The organism is Dulcicalothrix desertica PCC 7102 (genome assembly GCF_003991905.1).
GTDB lineage: Bacteria > Cyanobacteriota > Cyanobacteriia > Cyanobacteriales > Nostocaceae > Dulcicalothrix > Dulcicalothrix desertica.
Genome location: NZ_RSCL01000013.1, coordinates 300,136 through 320,214 on the forward strand (window position 1 = coordinate 300,136; position 20,079 = coordinate 320,214).

Consider the following 20,079-nt stretch of genomic DNA (forward strand, 5'->3'; position numbering starts at 1 on the left):
GTAGCTTCTTTTGCTGACTATGTAGACTTAACAAGTGAGATTGATATTAGCCGGATAGTTATCCCTGGTGGGGTTGATGTTAACGGTAAGTATATTGAAATCTCTTTGTGCGACTCGAATGTTTACCACAGTTTAGGCGGAGGGATGACAGGCGCCGGTAAGAGTCAGTACGAAAAGGCAATGGTTTTATATCTAGCGCTGCGCTATCCCCCAAGTTTAGTCAAACTAGCCCTCAGCGATGTAAAGCTAGTTTCGCTTACTTGCTTTAATGGACTTCCTCATTTAGTGGCGCCTGTTGCCGAAGATGCGGCTAGCACGCTACAAATTTTCAATTACCTCGTGGCAGAGCAGGAACTTCGCTACCAAGAATTTAAACGGGTGGGAGTTGAAAACATTAACGAATACAACCAGTTATTTTCTAATTGTCCTATACCTCGAATTGTTTCTGTCACTGACGAATGTTTTGACTTGCTGTCGGATACGACTTACAAAGACCCTATGGAAATGGCTTTAATGAAATTGCTAGCAAAAGCGGGTGCAGCAGGAATTAATATTTTCCTTTTTACCCAGCGTCCCGATAAGGATGTAATCAAACCACTGATTCGGTCAAACTGTTCGGGTAAGATAGCTTTTATGGTATCCCGTCCTGAAGATAGCGGCATTATTTTGGGCAATCCTGATGATGACCGTGCAGCTAGCTTGTTAGGAGGTGGGGATATGCTTTACAAATCTCCCAAAGGGGTTATGCGTCTCCAAGGTTTGTATTTAGGCGCCAAAGCTGACTTCCAGGCACTACTTGATACCTGTATGACTGCCCATACTGATACTCCTTGTTGGAATTCTGGGTTAGATTTTTCTAGTTTTGGTGTTTCAATAAACAGTAATAGTGGCGCCAGTAATGGGCAAATACGTAGTCGGTTAAATAAAGCTATTACTCAATCGTTGATTAGTCATACTGAAGCAGATTCTTTAAATGTTTATCTTGATGATTTAACCAAGTCTCAAATTATTTCTCTACATAGTAGAGGTTACGAGTTGCATCAAATAATTCAGGAAATATTTAAGTTATCGCGCGCGGATGGAAGAAGATATAAACGAGTGCGTGATATTGTATACAACTTTATCGTAAGTGTAGAGGCAGAGGATGACGATGATAATTAAGCTACTATGCTTGATTGAAGTGATACTCCAGTTGGTGGATTATTGTTTTAGGCAATAAAGTAAGTTTCGATTCTTACTATCACAATTGGGGATGAAACAGTTGACCGATACTGAAAATTAACTAGTACAGGATAATTTTAAAATTCTGGAAGCTTTAACAGAGTAAGGTGTAGGCTAATTGGTTCTCTCCAAATCCCAATTCAAAGATGCCGGGGCAAGAGTAATTTTTGTTCTTGTAAACCTGTATTTAAAGAGGGATAAACCATGTTGATAAAAGTTTGTGGTCAAGTAATTTGAGACTGTTAATGTGGCACTGGGATTTATTTCTCTAGCTACAATTGCTATCGGCGCCGTTTCAACTTTTACTGGTTTAGGACTTCGCTTAATTACAAAAGGCGGAGTTGAAATAATTCCAGAAGAACGTGCAGAAAGCCTAACTACTTTTGGTATGGGTCTATGCTTATACGGTGGAGTTGGATTTGCTGGCGCCGTTGTAGCTGCCGCTAGTGCTGCAAACCTCTTAGATGCTGTTGATAAGGATGAGGAGGAATCTCAAACTTTTGGTAATAATCGTCTGGTATTTAAACCAAGTGATAGTGTGCAACAAGAGTCAAGTGATTCTCTTTATTTATATCAGTTGATGAACCTTAATGGTTGTCGCGCGCTTGATGGTAAGTTAATTGTCGGGAGAATAGAAGATGAACTAAACAGAAAACTTGTTATCTACGATGAGTTGGGTTCGTTCGATATTGACCTGTTAATGGAAATATTTGACACTGATTGTGACCAAGATAAGCTTATAGGTAAAGCTTTTTCTTCAACCCTTTCAAGACCTCGCGATGCAACTCGTGATTTTATTGATTTCCATCGTCCTCAATTACAGTTTAAAGCTGATTTTAGGGCTGACATTGAAAAGTGTGCTGGATGTCGTAATTTTCACGGCGCCGACAAAGTAGTCTGCGGTTACCACCCTTTTGGCTGGGATGAAAGTTGTGCCTGTCCTGATTGGCAACCTGATAAAAACAATCAGCGAGCTTATTTTCCATACGAGCGGGAAGAAATACTACAGCGTTTGAATCAAGACATTGAGCCAAATAGAGCATATTTGAGTAAGAACGATGATGGTACTTTAACTTTGTGGGACAATCATACCTTACGTAGATTTCATTTTTCGTGGGCAGGAATTCTTCTTGAAGACTCAAACGATTCAGACAAGCTTTTAGAGTTAGGTGAACATGCTCGCTTATCTTCTTACATCCAATATTTTGCAGTACGTGCGGTAGTTGAGTTTGATTACTCTGCTAAAATTGATGACTTTGCAAAACAGTTAAAGGATATTGCTACTATTGAGATTGGAGACGAGGGTATTAGTATTCGGACTAATTATTGTCCGCGTTTAAACAGTAAGATTACTCGTACTTACCGTTTTCGTTTCGATGGTGTTCCGCTGTATTCTTACGAATCAATTGTTCCTGTAGAGTTAAAGCATAACTACAATTTAGTTACCTTTATTGGGTGGTTGAAAGCTAATAGAACTAAGGTTGGAATATGAATCGAGTTTTTCTCGCACGTATTTACGCGCATCTACCAAGAGTTGAATATCAGAGGTAAAGAGTTATCTTGAACTACACATTCCTTTAAAACAACCTCAAATAATGCAATTTGGTTTATCTGCTGCTTCGTGGTAGTGCCAATATTCCTTCTGCTTGTTATTGGTTTGTAAATAGTTCATTCAGCACGGGGAAATTTCCCCCGCTACTGGGTGGATTATTTACAGTCACCCATCAATAATAATGGAGGAGCTATTATGTTTAGTCTGCTTGATTTTTCTGCGTTTGAAACTTCTGCTTCAGTTCAAGCTATCAACGATATTTTATTTCCGGTTGTTCTGTTTGTAGTAATTTTTTGGCTAATGTGTGAGGTTTTCTTAGTCGATGTTGCTGTTGAAGACAATTTACATGTGGTGAATGAAGAGTTTACCGATAGTATTGTCCAAGCTCAAAGTGATAAAGATAATACTTACCAAAAAGCTGAAAATGACCATACTGTCGAAAACTTACTTGCCGATATGGCAACTACGATTGATGAGTATACAATTCAAACAGAGTTATCGGACATCGATATCAGGCGCCAAAACTTGAAAGCGTTGGGTGTTCGTAAACTTCGAGATTTCTGCCGAAATCGCGAAATCAAAGGACATGCGGCTGCATATCGCCAACGTGGACTTGATGGTTTAGTGGAGTTTTTGTTCACAAAGCAAATTTACGCTCATTACGTTGAGCAACAGTTTAAGCATGTAGAGTAAGTTGGCACGCGGACATTAATGAAAAGCCCTGGCGCTTTTATTGGGATTCGGCACTAATACCAATACCTGTTATTAGATAAATACAAATGCACTTTTCGTTACTAAAACACGCTTATGGAAAATTTTCCACAAGCGTATTACTTACGAAGAAGAAAATAGAACTTAAAGAAGGCGCCTAAAGTCACGAAAGTAGTACATTGCGGCTACTCGCTAACTTTTGACAACGCTCCGTTGCCAAATTTGTACAAGGTTTGGCAACAATATGTTAATTAGGAATTATTTCCAGTCTGTATCCAAGGAGCGAACATGCATTCAACTGTTTGTGTTAGGAGGTCGGTAGCACCAAAGTCCTTATTAATAAGAATAGGTTGTCCGTTTTTGTGACAACTTCTAAACGCCAGCTATATATTCAAGAATCGGTCGCCGCCAATCTCAACTAAGCAAAGGTTCTTCTACCATATTCAATTGAGAGAGAATCAGCATAGGTTAAGGTTTAACTAAATAATTAATATGGCACGCTTTGTTAATCATCAAACTGTACTCCGAAATCAACACCTAATACTTCTTCGAGAGACGCGAAGATTTTCAATTGAAATGGCGCCTCCCTCGAGTTTCTTTCTCAAGGTCATACCAATAGGTACGTGAAAAGCCAACTTCATCACATATTTGCTCCAAAGACTTTCTGCAATTTAGGCGAGCTTCCTTGATTCGATTGCCTAAACCATCAAATTTAATCTCTCTAACCTGTCTAATTCGCATTATTACGTTATTAAGTATTCAAATAATCTCTATTACTCTGCAACCTGCCGATAAATAATATCACTTTACATCAAGTTATAAAATCTTCTTCTTTGAATCATGATTCAGCATTTTTAGAAACTTCTATAGGTTCGTAAAGGTCTCTTGGATTGCAGTTAAACAATTCACAAAGGTCGGCAACACGCATAAACATTTTAGTTCCATCTCGACTTTTTTCCCAATTACGAACAGTTGAAACATCGATTCCTAACGCTTTGGCTACTTGAGATTGGGTAAGACCTTTTTGACGACGTAAAGCCTCAATCCCTCTAGGTGTATGCTTATCCGTTTCGTTTAGTGGCGGCTTAAAGTATGCAAGCAAAGCTTTTTCTACAGAGTATAAAAGTGATTCTTCTACCTCTAGGTAAGAAATTTTGACACCTTCCAGGTTCTTTAGCGCGTTGTATTTTTGATCAGACTCCCGTTGTTGCGAAGCGTTTATAGAGCGCCCAACGTACAAAACCCGACCTGACTTATCCAAGACCAGATAAATACAGGGGCTTGACGGTAGCTTCTTCCGGTCAATGAGCATGACAAACGGTAAATCATGAATGCTGATGGTTTCCACTATCATTGTTAACTTTTTAATGGTGTTTAGTCTACTTTAGCATGAACAAGTTCACGATAAACGCTAAAATTAACTTGACTGCTTTAACAAGTTAACACATAATGATTATAGAGAAGGCGCCCCTAGCCTGGAAAACTGTGGCGCCTCTCATAACCATATAAATGGAGACCTTTATTATGACTCAAATCCTGGTTGAGCATCAAGTCGTCGTACCTTCCATTCAGATATTAGACGACTACGAGATAGATGGTGTGGAAGATAGAGACTTCGGCACCCTGTACCGTCTATGGAAGGGTTGGAACCTACTGGGCACTTTTTATCAAGACCGCTTAGGTAATTGGATAGCCCAACCTTCACTCTCTACTTCGTCGCAGCGTTTTGATACAGCAGAACAAGCGCAGCAAGAAATTATTTCAAAATCTGGCTTGCTGATTTAAATGTTTAACCCAACTAGTAGGCTAAGGAAGCATTTACTAGTTGGGTTTACAAGAGTATGAATGAAAACCCTTTCACTCATTGATTGCATATGAATAACGATGAACATGGATTAGAACTATCAAGCGCGCGTTCTGAGTCAAATTTCTATACTGGGCGCGATGGTGCAAGTGGAATGAATGTTACAGCTTTATCAGTATTGTGTGGGACAGAGCAGCATGTAATTACAGAACTTTTAAATCGAGTTCGCGATTCTGACACCATCGTGAACAACCTTGCCGCTGCCTTAAAACCCTTCGCAGGCAAGGAACAGAGGCTCATCGTGGACGACAACAAAAATAGCTTGTTCATAGTTGACGATGTTTGCCACGCGGTTCTTGAATATTACGCACTAGAGGCGCGGAAGTATAAAGGTAAACAAATTGCAGTAACCAATTACCGAACAATAGCAAGGGGAGGGATGAAAGCTTTTATCTGGACTCAAACGGGTTACATGCCTAAGAGCGCAGGCGCCTTAACTCAACAGCAGGCAGATTTAATCGAGTTAATACCCAAGTTGCAACAAACAGTAGAGTTACTTCAAGCCCAGATTCAAAACTTACTACCACCACCTAAAAACAACACAATGCCCCCTGGTTGGAACATCGAAGTTTGGAACAGTCAGTCCCCACAAGATAAACGACATTTCAGATTTCTTTACCGGCGCCGCAACTTCCGCCCCTCTGACCAAGGTACAACTGAGCCAGTGGAAGAAAAAATTATTACCTCCCTTGAAATCAAAGCGCGCTTGCACCAAGAGATTATCTCAGCCATCGGGGAAATATCCCAGGAAGAATTTGAACAGTTAGAAGCCGCTAAACAGAAGGCGCTTTTAAAATTTGAGGATTTTGAGCCATAAAATGTGGTGCCCATAACTTTATAGAACCTCGTTGTTGGCTGATAAAGCAACGAGGCTAATTACAAATAACTCACAACCTCTTTAATGTATGGCAACCAAACTTATCACTCCAGAATCACCTTTGTTACTTCCTCCTTTATTAGCAACAGAAATCGGTTTTGAAGAAGCTTTAATACTTCAGCAAATTCATTACTTGTGTGGAATATCCAAGCATCGCAAAGAAGATGGTAGATATTGGTTTTGGAAAACCCTTAACGATTGGCACGCGACGCTGCCCTTTTTCTCTATGTCCACAATTAGACGCACGATTAATAACCTGAGAGACAAGTTTAAGTTAATTGATGTTGAAAGACACAGCCGCCATACTTGGTATCAAGCAAATTGGTATACGATTAATACCAAAAACGTAGAAGCCTTGTGGAATAGCATTTGTCAGAATCAGCAAATCGAAACGATCAAAACTGAAGATTCAAAGTGCCCAAAACAAGCAGATGATATCAAAGACTACTCTTCAAGAGAGTACTCCCCACAGGAACACACTGCTGCTGAACCCAAAAAAGTAGTTAAAGAGGAAAAACAGGCAGTTCAAAGAGAAATAGATAGCGCTGTTGTCAAGGAACCCCCAGTTCCTTACTCCGCCCTTAAATTAACCCCCGATGCTACTAACAATGAAGATCATAATGAAGGCAACAATTCCGAGCCAGTTGCCAGGGCAAGTTTCTTTTCCGGCAAACTGGCGGGCGGCGCCCCTAAACACGATAAAACGACAGAAGACATAGAAAAAATGACAAACGAAGAATTAAGAAATGTAACGATTCAATTACGGGAAATTCCGTGTACGCCTGCCTTTAAAATTAATCCTCAAGTTCAAGCTACCATCAAAAAACACCCGCATAACGTACCAGGCGCCATTGCTTATCTGAAAGAAGCATTACGTACTTGGACAAAAGTAGATTGTCCAGAAGCTGTATTTTCCAAGGCTTGTAAGGAAGGCTTGAAGCCTGAATCTTGGGGTAAACCAGTGGCTTGCCACCCTCAACCAAGTGATGAGCAGCTTAATGAATTGAAGCGCGCAGCATCTAAACGGGAAATTAGAGACTTATCCAAGGCGCCTTCGGGTTTGTGGTTGGTCGATACAGGCATCAGTATTTTGAGTTGGTGGGAGTATTTACAAGTTCAAATTTAAAGTGCGGATAATGCTACAGGCGCCTTCAAGTCAGAATTTTATTGAGCTGATGGTTGCAGCACCATTACATAACCGTAAACAAACCCAAATATTTCTTGTTCCTTTTCTACCACAAAACCAAGACGAGTGTAAAAGCTTTTAGCGCTATAAGTAAGTGGGCATAAAAAAACACAACTAGATTCAGAAATCAAAATCGCTAAAAAGCTTACATTTCAAGCCTTTATAGCGCTTTACATAAGTTTACACAGTTGACTTTAATTGTACCTACTTACTTATTTGGATAATTTTCAATCATTTTAATGGCTATAACCACTACCGCATATAGCTTTAAGAGTCTCTTAATTTCAATTTCCGTCGTCAAACTTCATGCGAGATATCAGCCGTTTAAGATGCGCTGGTTCTAGACCAAACTGATCAGCAATTTTGTGTTCCTCATCTTCAGTTGGTGGCGCCGAAAGCGTAAATAAATAATCTAAAAATGGCTGTAAATTTCCTGAAGCTGAATCCAATGCTATAAAATTTGATGCTTCTCTCTTCTTCACCCTATCCTGCAACCACTCAATAAGTTTTCCTTTCTCTGGAGGTTGCAAACCAAGCGCTTGACAAGTTGCTACAAGTTCTTGCCCAATTACAGTTGTAGAGTGCAAATCCCTTAAAAATACTGTAAATTCTTCTTCCGATATCAAATTAAGCTCTTGGTAAAAAAGCTTCTGGATTTCTCTACTTAAGCGAAAGATTCGAGATGCTTGGAAATTTGTATCTCTCTGGATTCCTTCAACATTATCTAATCCTGGATATAAATTATCTACGAACCAAATACCTACACAACCTGCTTCTGGGACTGATAAACCCAAGGATTCACAAGCAAAAACAAATTCTACCCCAAGAGTTGTATAGGTAGAAAACATCTTATCCAAGCTTCCTGCTTTCGGAATTAAATTTCCACTTTTCTGAGCCAGGTCAAACACATCTAAGCCTAAATCAATTACGTACCTTAATGTTTTTGACAGAGAACTACCTAGTATCGGCAACAACTTGTCTATTCGTTGTCGCACACTCTTGGTCAGGGTAAAAGATACTCGGTCAGTATCCCCTTCAGGAAAGCGTTCACGCTTATTTGTCACAGGTTTTCGAGCTTGCTTCTTATCGATGTCTCACTTCAGTTTACCTAAATAATAGGTTTTGTAGTTCATCAAATTAAGTTTTATCTCAAAATTCAACCACCAATGCAAATTAATGCATCACTAAACATCAATTAATATTGAGTTAATAATGCATTAAACTTGCTTAATAATGCACTAAATATAAATAAATGTAAACTTAATGCATTATTAACTGTATGAATCGGTAAACTTTACCTAAAGGTGCCAACTGATAACCTAGGTCAAATTCAATCGAATCAACTTAGAAACACTGTTGTAGGTATACATATGTTTAATTTACGACTTTGATTTTTACGCTTGTATTAACCGTTTATTGCTTGCTTAATCGATGGCTAACATATTCCTTTACTACCTTGGCTGGTTTAACCATCCTGAAATTCCTACCCAAATAAGGCTTAGAGGTTGAGAAGTTTCTACGCCAAAAAAATGGAATAGCTTTCCAGAAACCGCCTCGCCTTCCAGCAAGACATAGACAAGCAACACCAAAACTGATTTGAATTGTGAGGGTGGGAATTATGGTGGTAATCAAATGGAAACTCTTAACAAAAATATTCTTAAATTCAAAAGTACTAAGGCTGCGAGCTATGGTTTATATTTTCATCTGGATACTTGAGTTTTCCTTCTTTTTCAGCTATTTCAACCTCTCTACGCAACAGATAAGCTGCTAGGTCTGCTAGGCTCGTGCCTTCAATATCAGCCCATCTCTGTAATTTCTCATGTGTCAAATCGGGAATAGAAATGCTTACTCTCTTAGTCACAACAGGTTTTTCTCTAATTTTCATGTTTCATCGTATCTTTGATTCAATTTAGTCGCTGTTGCTATAATGATGCTATTTAGCTGTAAAATAGTAGTATAATAGATGTAGATGTTTGAATCGATTACAACGTGTGAAAGAAAACAACAACTTATTTGGAGCGAAACAAGCTAAAAATGATTTACTGCGTAATCCTGAAATTCCTACCCAAACAAGGCTTAGAAGTCGAAAAGTTTCCACGCCAAAAAAATGGAATAGCTTTCTGTGAAGGCACCGAGTTTTTTAACCTCCGATAGCTAAACATCAAGCCAATCCTTGACAAGTAGGAATAATAGCCATGAACAACTACAACTCGCTTAAAATCCTCCCAACTCAGGGTTTAGAACCTCGACAGTTTCTACGCCATTGCTTTGGTATTGCCTCTCTCGGCGCCGAAAGTCTCTTAGAAGAAGAAACGGACTCCCAGTACCGCAAAAAATGCATCATTGTATTGAGTCACGTATTTAACATAGAGAAGGCAACGGTTCGCAAATGGGGAACTGACCTGAATTTTGATGGAATGCCTAATTACTGCAAAATTGGACTTGCTTACATACAGTCGGCACAAATTAATTCAAAAATAGTCGAAACAATTTTGAATGGTGAATATGTACCACCAATCATAGAACCTCAAACTTTTTTAGAGAAGATTCTGCTTGATGGCTTGACCGAACAGCAAAGAGTACAAACCATATCTCATACTGGGTTTCACGCAACCTGTATCAGAACCCTTACACAAGTCTTGCACGTCGGCGCCAGGTCTGTGCAAAAGTGGGGTCAAGATATTACTTTCAGCAAAATGCCCCGCATCCACAAACACACCTTGGGTTACGCGCTTGCTGCAATTTCAAAAACCCAGCACCAATCAAACAATTGGAACTCCAAAGCAGCTTGAATTATTGCATTATTCAGGTTGGCGCCGATAAAGAAAGAGTCTTTTTAGACCAAGAAACGGGGTCTATCAAGACCACAAAAATAATAAAAACCAGAGGTATCTTAGCATGACTACTACTTTTGCATCCGCTACTTACGCGCAACAGCATCAATTAAACCCAAATCCTACCACGCACATAGAAACCAGTACTCTTGAATACCTGCATACTGCTTTCTTGCTATACGAGTACAAAATCAACTACAGTAAGCGTGATTATAAAATTCAGCTAGAGATTTGTGGCTGGAATAAAGGCAGTGATGAAGAGAAACGCGCGCTCAAAATTGGTCAATACTTTCAAGATTTTGTAAATTGCCCACAACAACTGGCGCCGATACCAGTAACCATCCTTTTAAAGCTGTGTTCTAAGGAATATAGACCAATTATTGATTTAATTACAAACTATCCTCCAGGTGGATTAACATGTGAAATTGTGCTTAATCTGATTGAAGAGAGAAAAGCACTAATCAATGCACAAAAAGAAGAGGAACTCAAACCAAAAAAGGAAGAAAAACCAAATATCTGGAGGAGGGCGCCTTCTTCTGGAGCAAGATATTGCCAATTCCCTCCAGTATGGGAGAATGACGAAAGAACTGGAGTACTAACGCAGCGTTTAATAGATGAATATGGAATGATTCCTCAAAGTATACTAAGAGAAGCAGTTGCAGACTATTATGCTAAAATTACGCAGACCCTAGAGGAGTCTCAAAATGAAGCTTCGGAGTCGATAGTTGTTCCAGAGGCAGAAACATCTCCTAGTTCAGAGATATTAGCAGCAGAGATATCTGAAGCGATACAAGAAGACTCAAGTGTTGTAGAGCCAGAACAAATCATTACCCCTGAAGTTGAATCCGTTTCAAACCACTCTAACCATCAAGAGGATAATACCCTTACTGAGAATGTTACTGTGGCGCCGTCTGCTGAAGAGCAAGAAACATTGGTACTGATTGAAAAATTAGAATCAGCTACAAGTTATTACCAAATTAGAAGCGCATTATATCGCCATCAGTCAGTTAAAGATACAGCTTGGGAACTATTAAGCGAACCAGAAAAATCTCGAATTGAGGAATTACTGCCTCAACAAGTAAAAGCCTTGAACAAGGCAAGAGAATCAAACTTGATTTTAGATTACTACGAGCTAGAAACAGGGTCATTCCAAATATTTATTGAAGGTGAGGATAGACCTGTAAACGTTAGCAAGTCGAGCGTAGTTAGTTGGCTCTCTGAACAAGAGCGAATTAACTCTATGACAGTTTGAGCTTCGACACTCAACAGCTATAAAGTTAATCGTCTTTCTTGGTATAAACAACGCATGAAACAACATAATGTACGATATTTACGCAATATAAGTTGCACTTGCTGTCAGTAATGTTGGTAAATGAATTTACCCGCAACTGGTTAGAGTAAAATTTAGACTGCTAAAGTGGAAGTAAACGATGTTCGAGCTTGACTTTACCGAAAGCGCGATAGGGGATTTGCGCTATTTAAAAAAGACTGAACAAAATCTAATTTTAGACAGCTTAGAGGAGCAATTAACACAAGAACCGTTAAATGTTACAAAAAACAGAAAACCACTTCGTTCCAATGATATATCAGCTTGGGAACTACGGGTTGATAAATACCGTGTGTTCTATGATGTGAATGTGGAGGATAATTTAGTTATAATCAAAGCAGTTGGTTGTCAAGAGCATAACCAACTATTTATCCGTGGCAAGGAGTCTAAGCTATGAGGACAATTGACCTTTCAACGACAAATACTAATTTAACAGAAATATTGTCACTAGCAGGTGATGAAACAATAATTATTAGAACACCATTAGGACGAGAATTTGTGATATCAGAGGTAGATGATTTTGCACATGAGGTTGCTTATTCGGCTCAAAATCAAGAACTGATGGCATTTCTTGCGGAGCGTTCATGCATAGACAAAGCGGTATAATATTAGCAAAGTTAGAGAGATGTTAAATCAAGAATGATTTATTTGTGAAGATCAGCGCAGTCCATCTGTTATTTTTCATTCTACAATTACTTCTAAGCCGCGCTTAGTTGTAAGCTGTTATGCGAGCGGCGCCGAGCCAAAATTGCTTACTTTCACAGATATTGAGAGTTTGTTTTAGCAGCGATGAGGAACGCGCACCGCTACCTTATGTATTAGGCATCTTGGTTTTTAAAACCTAAAGTACAAGTGTTTTAAGGTTGGGACGTTGAGGGAGGTATTTTTGGGATTGAGTGGTGATTTAACTCGATTGGGACATTTAATTTCTGAGAAAGCTCTAACACATTATTGCTAAAATCAGTAGCACCAGCAACAATACCAGCTATTGTTCCACCAATCGCCAGCAATCTAGTCAAACGAATTTTTATCCTCTCGGGTTTCTGTTTTTCAGGAGTACTAATATCTTCTTGTAGATCATCCAAGTATACTAAAGCCTCTTCCCGTTGAGTGTCTGGAAATTGTTTAGCGATTTCACGAAGAGAAGTGATAAGTTTAGTAACTTCATCAATATTTTGTCCTATATGCTGAGAAAAATTACAAACTGTACCACTTCCACTATTAATAAAGCCAATAGTTGAATTTGAGGTGTTGATTTTTGTTTGATTAGTAATAGATTCTTGATTTTGTGTCATATTTAAAATATCTCCTGTAAATATATTACCGTGATTATTGCTTATGTACAAGCTAGAGTGCATCCTGATTTGTTCAGAAATTTCAGTATCTATAATACAGATATCATCACGCAGTGTAGACAATACTTGTAAAAGTATTTGCATAGAGCGTATCTTAGGTAACTCACTAATAGATTTCTGAAAGCAGGATTGAAGATGCTGGGTGACAACATGAATTTTATCGCAAGTAATATGAAGCCATTCAATTGCTTGTTGAGGATTACTACAAATTTGCTCAATATCATCTTTGTTTGATTGAATAATCTGAATAATAGTCTTTTTTATAGCAAAGTGAAGAAGAGCTACGCGAGCGCTATCATTTGTAGGAATAGGATATTCAAGACTATATTCAAGTAATGCTTTATCAATTGACGGCTCTAGTTCAACTACCCCGAATTTACTGGCAAAAGTCGGCGCAACGCTGCGAAGCCATTTAACTAATGCAAGTTGATCAACATCCATCTCATCAACTAAGGGTAGCCTTATTAGTTTCCAATTTATTGAGAGAATATGTGCAGCATAAGCACTAAGTAGAAACGTCCAGAAATCACTATGAATTAATTGTTTTTCTCCTTGAGTAAAAATATCTTGTAACCATACTAATTTTTCAGGTTGATTTTTGTAGTAGTGATTAGTTCCCAGCGCAATGCCAAACAACTCAATAGGACGATAAAAAAATGAGTTACGGTGTAAAGGAAAAGCATTCCTGCCAGACAACCTCAATAATCCATCTGCCCATATTTCCAGAAAATCATTATTAAAATGTTTCCCACACACTAGAGCATAACCTACTGCCGCAAGAGTAGGAGCTTCACTAAGGCGGTTTTGATCTATTGTACTTATATTCACATTATTAGCAGTCTCAAAAGGCATCGAACTATTAGTCTGATGAAAAACATAGTTGGCAAAACCACTTTCTGGTGATCCGCTATGATAATTTTCTTTTAAATACAGCGTAAGGCTATTTAGCTGGCAACCGAAACTTTTTTTGACTGCATTGATCATAAAAACCATTTACTTGCACGAAGTTTGATATTAAGCATCTGAGGTGACCATCCGCGAACATTACTGAGACGCGCAAGTAGCCCCGCAATTAAATCGGAGTAATAAATAGTAACTGGGTCTGGGGCAGGAAATAGTGATTTCCAAGATAAAGAGGTAAATTTTAATACTTGTTCACTAAGGTAAGTTAAGTCATAGTAAGTTGATTGAGGGTGAAGATGAATGAGTAATGGTGTTGGTAGGGGTGTCGTTGGCCGCTTCATTAGTCTTGGGCTACTCGTACTAAGCAAACGAGTATAGCGCCCAAGTTGCACAATCGTGCCTCTCTCTGGAGCGTAAATACCTTTGCGTATACTATTTTTTACAATACCTCGTTGAGATTTGTCCAGTACGGTAAACGGATGATCATGTGAGATGGTTAAAAACGCAAATTCAATATTTTGATGCTCACCAACCTGAGCAACACACTGAGCAATAATTTCTGCAATATCAACGTTCTTTAGTGCTCTTGCAGCATGAAATACTAAACGTATAGTGTCACCCGGTCGCCAATTATTTTGGTTTTTGATTTCCTGTAAAATTGAGAGGGTAGAGTTTCTCAATTCCTCTGGATATTCATCGTAGGTACATTCTTTAGAGAGATTTCCTAGCAGATAGTTTCCATCTGCTCGAAATACTGTAGTGATACCCACAAATCTTTGCCGTTTTGTAAAACGGCTTCCTGATAGTTCACATGTTCCAACACCAATAACAAGTTCATCACTAATAGTTTGATCATGATCAACCGTCCAAGGCGTTCCATTCATTTTGGCGTAGAGCGCAACGGTAAGATTCTGTAAGGTGTATTGCAGTTCCTTATGTGGTTGGCTGATCTTTGACAGTAGAATATTTTGGACTGGAACACCTGCCATCAGTAGAAGTGCTTTGGAATTAAGATAAGGATTCATCTTATCGGGCAGTCGTTCATGAGTATCAAAAAGTACTACAATTGCGGCATCAGGCATTACCTCTCGATGAGCAAGCACCTGTTCAATTGCGTCTTTGTATACAGTGGCGGGAGGTTTGTTTGTATTGTGAAACCAAGGAATTGGCTGCAATGTAAATTTTGGATTCACAAGACCGAAAATTTTTGCAAATCCGCCAGTGTACCTAGATGTTTCTTTCTCTACATAGCCATATTCATCAATTTCTTTAATGCTAATACCATGATGGAGTGCCCAAATAAACTTCTCAACTGCACCCTGTGCGGTGTCTGGAAAAAAGACAATTATTTCTGGAGTTTTTTTAGAAAAATTTTCACGGCTAAAAGGCCCGTATTTATCGATACCAACCCAAGGGTAATGATGCCTTTTAGTTCGCGCTGCATCAAAACAGTATTCAATTGAAGAAGCACTAATGACAGACTGATATTCCTGAGTATTAATAACTTCAATGCGAGAGCCAATCATTCCCTCTAAACCTGATGCAATATTTAAAGGAGATTTACTCACTAAAAACGCTCGCATCTCGTCAAGAGTGGTATCTACAGCCGGACCAATCAACAACTTACTTTCCTGTTCAGTACGAGCAGACTCAAAATTTGCGTATCGCCCACCAAGTATGGTTTTTAGGCAACGGCTAAACGAAGCTTTAGACCCCTCTAGTAACACTTCTGCCTCATTGATAGAGTCTATCTGATCGAAAGATTCTGAAAGATGTACTACATCATTTACAAGACGGTCAATGCGTCCAACTAAACGCCGTTGACCTTGTACACGGGAACGACGAACCACATATAAATTTTGAAGATCAACACCCTCACTTTGAAGTAAGGTTAAAGATGCCTGAATTTGCCAACTGGTTTTAAGACGAAGAAATAATCCAAGCCCAGCTTCATCATTATGAATCGCAAAAATCTTGGGTTCAAGGATATATTTGGGGAAGATTTTGAAACTCGAAATAATCTCAGGTAAACCCTTTATTTTGTTAGTAATTGCGCTAACAAGTTCTTTTTCTTCTTTTTGAGCTAAAAAAATAAAAGGTTTATACTTTAAAGGCTTATATGCTTTAAAGATACTCGGCAGTAAGTCACTTATCCGATTAGCTAAAAGCTGAAGATGCTCATTACAGACTAGCTCTTCGGGCTGACCAAAAGGGGTTTGGACAGTGGTAACATTGGGAATACCGTACACTTTGCCTTCTCGCCAGTAAGAGAACCACTCTGAACCTAATGCTTCTCGAATGGACTTTATTTCCTGGTTATTTGGTAGCTCTTGCACATACGCTTTGAAAGTTTGAGCCGACAGTTCAATTTTGAAACCGTTAAGGGAAATAGACATAAATCGTCTTCTCTAAGAAAAAAACTCTCCTTCCCCTAGGCTTTTAGTAGACATTAGGGAAAAGACATTAACTTCAGACTGTGTGTAGAATTAGTCAAATTATTTTTCTACAATAGGCTGAAGATTTTAGTGATTCTAGCTTTTAATCGGTATAAAAGTACTACCAAAATATGTAGAGATTACCGTACTTAATCTGTTGATAAAGTTTTTTAGGGCACCTGCGCCAATGACATGCTTTACGAAGACGATTTGTAAGGCTTATGAAAAGCTTGAGATTAATTAGTATTTCTACTCGCTAAATTTGGCGCCAGTTTCAAATGTTGCCACTAAATGTCGCTACTGGCTACCAAAACGTAGCGGTTTCTGTAAAAGTATGTTAAAACCGAAAAAACTTAAGTAATTTCACTGTAGTTAAAAGTAAGGTAGGAGACGTTATAGTTTTTCTGCCACTTTGTGCTGCTAATGGTTGTACCCATGACTGATACCCTCGATATACAACCCGGTTCTATTGTGCGCTGTCGCAACCGACAGTGGGTGGTTTTGCCATCAGAAAACTTAGATGTGGTGCGATTGCGCTCTTTGTCTGGGAATGAGGAGGAAATTACGGGGATTTTCCGACAGTTGTTAGAAATGAACCTGGAAGAGATTAGCGAAGCTGCGTTTCCCCTACCTTTGGCAAGTCAAGTTAAAGACCATGCTGCGGCGCAGCTTTTGATGGATGCTTCGCGTTTGTTGTTGCGAAGCGGCGCCGGACCTTTTCGCTGTTTCGCCAGGTTGTCGCTGAGTCTTCGTCCATATCAAGTGGTGCCTTTATTAATGGCTTTGCGTTTAGATACGTTGCGTTTATTAATTGCCGATGATGTTGGTATTGGTAAGACTATTGAAGCTGGGTTAATCGCGCGTGAATTTTTAGACCGTGGTGAAGTAAAGCGAATTGCTGTTTTGTGTCCACCGCATTTGTGTGACCAATGGCAGCAGGAGATAAAGGAGAAGTTTCATATTGATGCGGTTGTAATTCGCTCTGGGACTGCTTCTAAGTTAGAGCGTGCAGTACCTAACAACGAGCATATATTTAGTTACTACCGTCATATTATAGTTAGTCTGGATTATGCAAAGGCTGAACGTAGAAAGGCTAGTTTTATTACCCACTGCCCAGATTTGGTAATTGTGGATGAAGCTCACACCTGTGCTAGTGGTAATAATAAAAGTACATCACAGCAGCAACGGCATCAACTAATTCAAGATATTGCAGCAAAACCTGATAGAAACCTGATTTTACTTACTGCGACTCCCCACAGTGGTATTGAAGAGGCGTTTTTATCGTTGTTAGGTTTGTTGAAACCAGAGTTTGAGCAGTTATCGTTAGATTCTCTGAGTGAGGAGCAGCGCAAAACTTTAGCGCAACACTTTATTCAACGGCGCCGAGCGGATGTGAAATTATGGTTGGGGGATGAGACACCTTTCCCAGAACGCGAATATACGGAAGTCGCTTATAAGCTCTCAAAGGAGTATAAAAGTTTATTCGAGGATGTTTATAACTTTGCTCGCGGCTTAGTAAAAGATACTACCAGTGAAATGAGTTATGCCCAGCGTCGCGGTAGATATTGGTCGGCTTTAGCGTTAATTCGCTGCGTTATGTCTTCTCCTGCGGCAGCTATTACAACTTTGAGTAAAAAGGGAATTCGAGAGTCAGGAATGAGCATTGGGGAAGATTCGCCAGTTATGGATGAAGACCTGATGAGTTCTTATGTTTATGACCCAGCAGATAAAGAACAAGTTGTAGACGCGGCGCCGACAATAGTTGTAGAGCAGGGACAGGAAAGCTACGGTGATAAGGAAAAGCGTAAATTAAAGGAGTTTGTTAAAGCTGCCGAAGGTCTGCTGTTTAAGAAAGATTCTAAATTGCAAGCTTGTATTGATACCGTTGAATCTTTACTTAAAGATGGTTATAATCCAATTCTCTGGTGTCGTTACATTGCCACAGCTAATTATGTTGCTGAAGCTTTGAAACAAAAATTTGAGAAGAAAAAAGGTGAAGTTCGCGTTATTGCCATTACTGGGGAACTGTCGGAAGACGAGCGGGAAATTCGTTTGGAAGAATTAAAAACTTATTCGCAACGAGTACTAGTTGCTACTGATTGTTTAAGTGAAGGCGTTAACCTGCAAACCCACTTTAATGCAGTCCTACACTACGATTTACCCTGGAACCCAAATCGCCTGGAACAGCGTGAAGGTCGGATAGATAGATATGGACAACCCGCAGACAAGGTAAAAACTTTTTTACTTCTCGGACAAGATAATCCAGTAGACGGCGCCGTAATGGATGTATTGGTACGGAAAGCAGTACAGATTCACAAGACATTGGGGATAACTGTTCCCGTGCCGATGGATAGTACTACAGTTTCCGAAGCGGTGTTTAAATCGCTGTTCGACAAAGTAAAAGACGCAGTACAATTGTCGTTGCTGGATTTGCTAGACAATAAAGAATCTGCCATTGACTTAGTTCATAACAGTTGGGATAAAGCTGTCGAGAGAGAAAAAATCAGTCGGACTCGATTTGCACAACGGAGCATTAGACCAGAAGAAGTTCAGCAAGAATTGATAGATTCTGACCAAATTTTAGGTTCGCAAGCAGATGTTCAAAGGTTCGTCAAATCAGCTTGCGAGAAACTAAACTGTTCTCTCATTGATAAGAAAAAGGGTAAATGGCTGTTACCGTCAATTCCTGCTTTCCTTCAATCTTCACTGGGAGAAAAACCGTTATCACTCACCTTTGCCCATCCGGCGCCTCTTGGAGTTGAATATATAGGACGCAACCACCCATTAGTAGAGGGATTAGCACGGCATATTCTCGAAGATGCTTTGGTAAATCAAGATAACCCCATTGCTGCAAGGTGTGGATATACAGTTACTGACGCAGTGGAGAAACGCACGACATTATTATTAGTCAGATTGCGTCATTTACTCAAAAGCACTAAAAATCAAACAATATTAGCGGAAGAATGCGCTGTGATTGGGTTTACAGGCGCCCCGTCTCAACCAAAATGGTTAGAACCAAAAATAGCCAGCGAGTTATTAAAACAAGCCCAACCAGTAACCGATACTCCCAAAGCTTTAAAACAGGATGAAATCAGCGAATTACTCGAAGACATCAACCTATTAGAAAGTGATTTAGAGGCTTTTGCAACAGAACGTTCGCAAAAACTTTCTCAAAGCCACAAACGAGTTCGCACCATAACAAAAGAAGGAGCAATTCAAGTCAAACCCCAATTACCAATGGATATTTTAGGTATTTTTGTTCTCCAACCCGGAAAACGTAAAGCATAGGGTTGAAAACCCATGCGGTGGGGCGAAAGTCCTCGCTCAAGAGGACTAAGCAATAATTATTATTTTAGCCACCATAAATTATCTATTTTACGATTTAGAGTATCAAATAATACTTTAAGTCTTGCAAGGTATTGAATTTGGTTAGATAATATATGTAGTTTTTCAATATAGCGAGTTAGATATTGTTTAAATAAATATAAATAATAGCATTACTAAAATTTTAAATAAATCGAGAAGTCGCGTTTTTAAGATGACAGAAAAGACTAATTTATTTTAAAATTACAATTAACTAAACAATGCCAAGAAAAAAGAGACCAAAAGAACATATCATAGCTGACTTGAGTGTTAATTTCGTTGAAAAGTATATATTTTTGTGTGGTTATTCAGTAGAGCGTATTGAATATGATTATGGTTATGACTTGCAAATATTTACTTATGATGAAAACGGAGAGATTGAAAATGGTCAAATATATGTACAGTTAAAAGCAACAAATTCTTTAATTAAGTTAGTAGATAATGAAACAGT

Annotated in this window: 17 protein-coding genes; 12 read left to right on the top strand and 5 right to left on the bottom strand. The window is 39.0% G+C overall.

Annotated elements, in window-relative coordinates; translation table 11 throughout:
* The 3 genes from DSM106972_RS53915 to DSM106972_RS26925 all read left to right on the top strand — a co-directional run.
* Nucleotides 1-1,161, top strand: a 1,161-nt coding sequence (locus DSM106972_RS53915; protein WP_267901162.1) for an FtsK/SpoIIIE domain-containing protein, incomplete at its 5' end; no start/stop codon positions are given.
* A gap of 307 nt (nt 1,162-1,468) precedes the next feature.
* Nucleotides 1,469-2,713, top strand: coding sequence for a hypothetical protein (locus DSM106972_RS26920; protein WP_233787918.1), 1,245 nt, complete (start codon nt 1,469-1,471; stop codon nt 2,711-2,713).
* A gap of 255 nt (nt 2,714-2,968) precedes the next feature.
* Nucleotides 2,969-3,466: a hypothetical protein gene (locus DSM106972_RS26925; RefSeq protein ID WP_127083565.1), complete on the top strand. Its 498-nt coding sequence runs from the start codon at nt 2,969-2,971 to the stop codon at nt 3,464-3,466.
* 856 nt (nt 3,467-4,322) lie between these two features.
* Here the strand turns inward: DSM106972_RS26925 and DSM106972_RS26935 are convergent.
* Nucleotides 4,323-4,838 (bottom strand): helix-turn-helix domain-containing protein, encoded by a 516-nt coding sequence (locus tag DSM106972_RS26935; RefSeq protein WP_233787553.1) that lies wholly within the window; start codon nt 4,836-4,838, stop codon nt 4,323-4,325.
* A 170-nt stretch (nt 4,839-5,008) separates the two neighbouring features.
* Here DSM106972_RS26935 and DSM106972_RS26940 point away from each other — a divergent pair, with 170 nt between their 5' ends.
* The 3 genes from DSM106972_RS26940 (at nt 5,009) to DSM106972_RS26950 (ending at nt 7,351) form a co-directional block, all read left to right on the top strand.
* Nucleotides 5,009-5,269 (top strand): hypothetical protein, encoded by a 261-nt coding sequence (locus tag DSM106972_RS26940; RefSeq protein WP_127083566.1) that lies wholly within the window; start codon nt 5,009-5,011, stop codon nt 5,267-5,269.
* Between the two features lie 89 nt (nt 5,270-5,358).
* A complete protein-coding gene (locus DSM106972_RS26945) occupies nt 5,359-6,165 on the top strand; it encodes a hypothetical protein (RefSeq protein ID WP_127083567.1) in 807 nt (268 codons plus the stop codon).
* A gap of 88 nt (nt 6,166-6,253) precedes the next feature.
* Entirely contained in the window at nt 6,254-7,351 is a 1,098-nt protein-coding gene (locus tag DSM106972_RS26950; protein ID WP_127083568.1) for a hypothetical protein, read from the top strand.
* A gap of 344 nt (nt 7,352-7,695) precedes the next feature.
* Here the strand turns inward: DSM106972_RS26950 and DSM106972_RS26955 are convergent, their stop codons facing one another.
* Both DSM106972_RS26955 and DSM106972_RS26960 read right to left on the bottom strand, forming a co-directional pair.
* Nucleotides 7,696-8,475, bottom strand: a complete 780-nt coding sequence (locus DSM106972_RS26955) for a hypothetical protein (protein ID WP_127083569.1) — start codon at nt 8,473-8,475, stop codon at nt 7,696-7,698.
* Between the two features lie 608 nt (nt 8,476-9,083).
* Complete coding sequence (locus DSM106972_RS26960) at nt 9,084-9,272, bottom strand: ribbon-helix-helix domain-containing protein (RefSeq protein ID WP_233787551.1); 189 nt, start codon at nt 9,270-9,272, stop codon at nt 9,084-9,086.
* A 334-nt stretch (nt 9,273-9,606) separates the two neighbouring features.
* On the opposite strand from DSM106972_RS26960, the gene DSM106972_RS26965 reads away from it, so the two are divergent.
* From DSM106972_RS26965 to DSM106972_RS26980, 4 genes are all read left to right on the top strand, one after another.
* Nucleotides 9,607-10,203 (top strand): hypothetical protein, encoded by a 597-nt coding sequence (locus tag DSM106972_RS26965; protein WP_127083571.1) that lies wholly within the window; start codon nt 9,607-9,609, stop codon nt 10,201-10,203.
* A 106-nt stretch (nt 10,204-10,309) separates the two neighbouring features.
* The gene (locus DSM106972_RS26970) at nt 10,310-11,497 is read left to right on the top strand and encodes an Alr2735 family protein (protein ID WP_127083572.1); all 1,188 of its coding nucleotides are present in this window, start codon (nt 10,310-10,312) and stop codon (nt 11,495-11,497) included.
* Between the two features lie 178 nt (nt 11,498-11,675).
* Entirely contained in the window at nt 11,676-11,969 is a 294-nt protein-coding gene (locus DSM106972_RS26975; protein ID WP_127083573.1) for a type II toxin-antitoxin system RelE family toxin, read from the top strand.
* Entirely contained in the window at nt 11,966-12,178 is a 213-nt protein-coding gene (locus tag DSM106972_RS26980; protein WP_127083574.1) for a hypothetical protein, read from the top strand. Before DSM106972_RS26975 ends, DSM106972_RS26980 begins: the two co-directional genes overlap by 4 nt.
* A gap of 251 nt (nt 12,179-12,429) precedes the next feature.
* Here DSM106972_RS26980 and DSM106972_RS26985 read toward each other — a convergent pair whose 3' ends face one another.
* Together DSM106972_RS26985 and ago are read right to left on the bottom strand one after the other, a co-directional pair.
* Complete coding sequence (locus DSM106972_RS26985) at nt 12,430-13,911, bottom strand: hypothetical protein (RefSeq protein WP_127083575.1); 1,482 nt, start codon at nt 13,909-13,911, stop codon at nt 12,430-12,432.
* Complete coding sequence (gene ago / locus DSM106972_RS26990) at nt 13,908-16,226, bottom strand: protein argonaute (protein WP_127083576.1); 2,319 nt, start codon at nt 16,224-16,226, stop codon at nt 13,908-13,910. Before ago ends, DSM106972_RS26985 begins: the two co-directional genes overlap by 4 nt.
* A gap of 474 nt (nt 16,227-16,700) precedes the next feature.
* Between ago and DSM106972_RS26995 the strand changes: the two genes are divergently transcribed.
* Together DSM106972_RS26995 and DSM106972_RS53920 are read left to right on the top strand one after the other, a co-directional pair.
* The gene (locus DSM106972_RS26995) at nt 16,701-19,553 is read left to right on the top strand and encodes a DUF8741 domain-containing protein (RefSeq protein ID WP_127083577.1); all 2,853 of its coding nucleotides are present in this window, start codon (nt 16,701-16,703) and stop codon (nt 19,551-19,553) included.
* A gap of 296 nt (nt 19,554-19,849) precedes the next feature.
* Nucleotides 19,850-20,079, top strand: a 230-nt coding sequence (locus tag DSM106972_RS53920) for a DUF4365 domain-containing protein (RefSeq protein ID WP_233787919.1), incomplete at its 3' end; no start/stop codon positions are given.

What these genes read in the sequence shown, in the direction of transcription:
- DSM106972_RS26970 (WP_127083572.1), top strand. Translation starts at nt 10,310, where the DNA reads ATGACTACTACTTTTGCATCCGCTACTTACGCGCAACAGCATCAATTA.
- DSM106972_RS26965 (WP_127083571.1), top strand. Translation starts at nt 9,607, where the DNA reads ATGAACAACTACAACTCGCTTAAAATCCTCCCAACTCAGGGTTTAGAA.
- DSM106972_RS26940 (WP_127083566.1), top strand. Translation starts at nt 5,009, where the DNA reads ATGACTCAAATCCTGGTTGAGCATCAAGTCGTCGTACCTTCCATTCAG.
- DSM106972_RS26980 (WP_127083574.1), top strand. Translation starts at nt 11,966, where the DNA reads ATGAGGACAATTGACCTTTCAACGACAAATACTAATTTAACAGAAATA.
- DSM106972_RS26985 (WP_127083575.1), bottom strand. Translation starts at nt 13,911, where the DNA reads ATGATCAATGCAGTCAAAAAAAGTTTCGGTTGCCAGCTAAATAGCCTT.
- DSM106972_RS26925 (WP_127083565.1), top strand. Translation starts at nt 2,969, where the DNA reads ATGTTTAGTCTGCTTGATTTTTCTGCGTTTGAAACTTCTGCTTCAGTT.
- DSM106972_RS26975 (WP_127083573.1), top strand. Translation starts at nt 11,676, where the DNA reads ATGTTCGAGCTTGACTTTACCGAAAGCGCGATAGGGGATTTGCGCTAT.
- DSM106972_RS26950 (WP_127083568.1), top strand. Translation starts at nt 6,254, where the DNA reads ATGGCAACCAAACTTATCACTCCAGAATCACCTTTGTTACTTCCTCCT.
- DSM106972_RS26935 (WP_233787553.1), bottom strand. Translation starts at nt 4,838, where the DNA reads ATGATAGTGGAAACCATCAGCATTCATGATTTACCGTTTGTCATGCTC.
- ago (WP_127083576.1), bottom strand. Translation starts at nt 16,226, where the DNA reads ATGTCTATTTCCCTTAACGGTTTCAAAATTGAACTGTCGGCTCAAACT.
- DSM106972_RS26995 (WP_127083577.1), top strand. Translation starts at nt 16,701, where the DNA reads ATGACTGATACCCTCGATATACAACCCGGTTCTATTGTGCGCTGTCGC.
- DSM106972_RS26945 (WP_127083567.1), top strand. Translation starts at nt 5,359, where the DNA reads ATGAATAACGATGAACATGGATTAGAACTATCAAGCGCGCGTTCTGAG.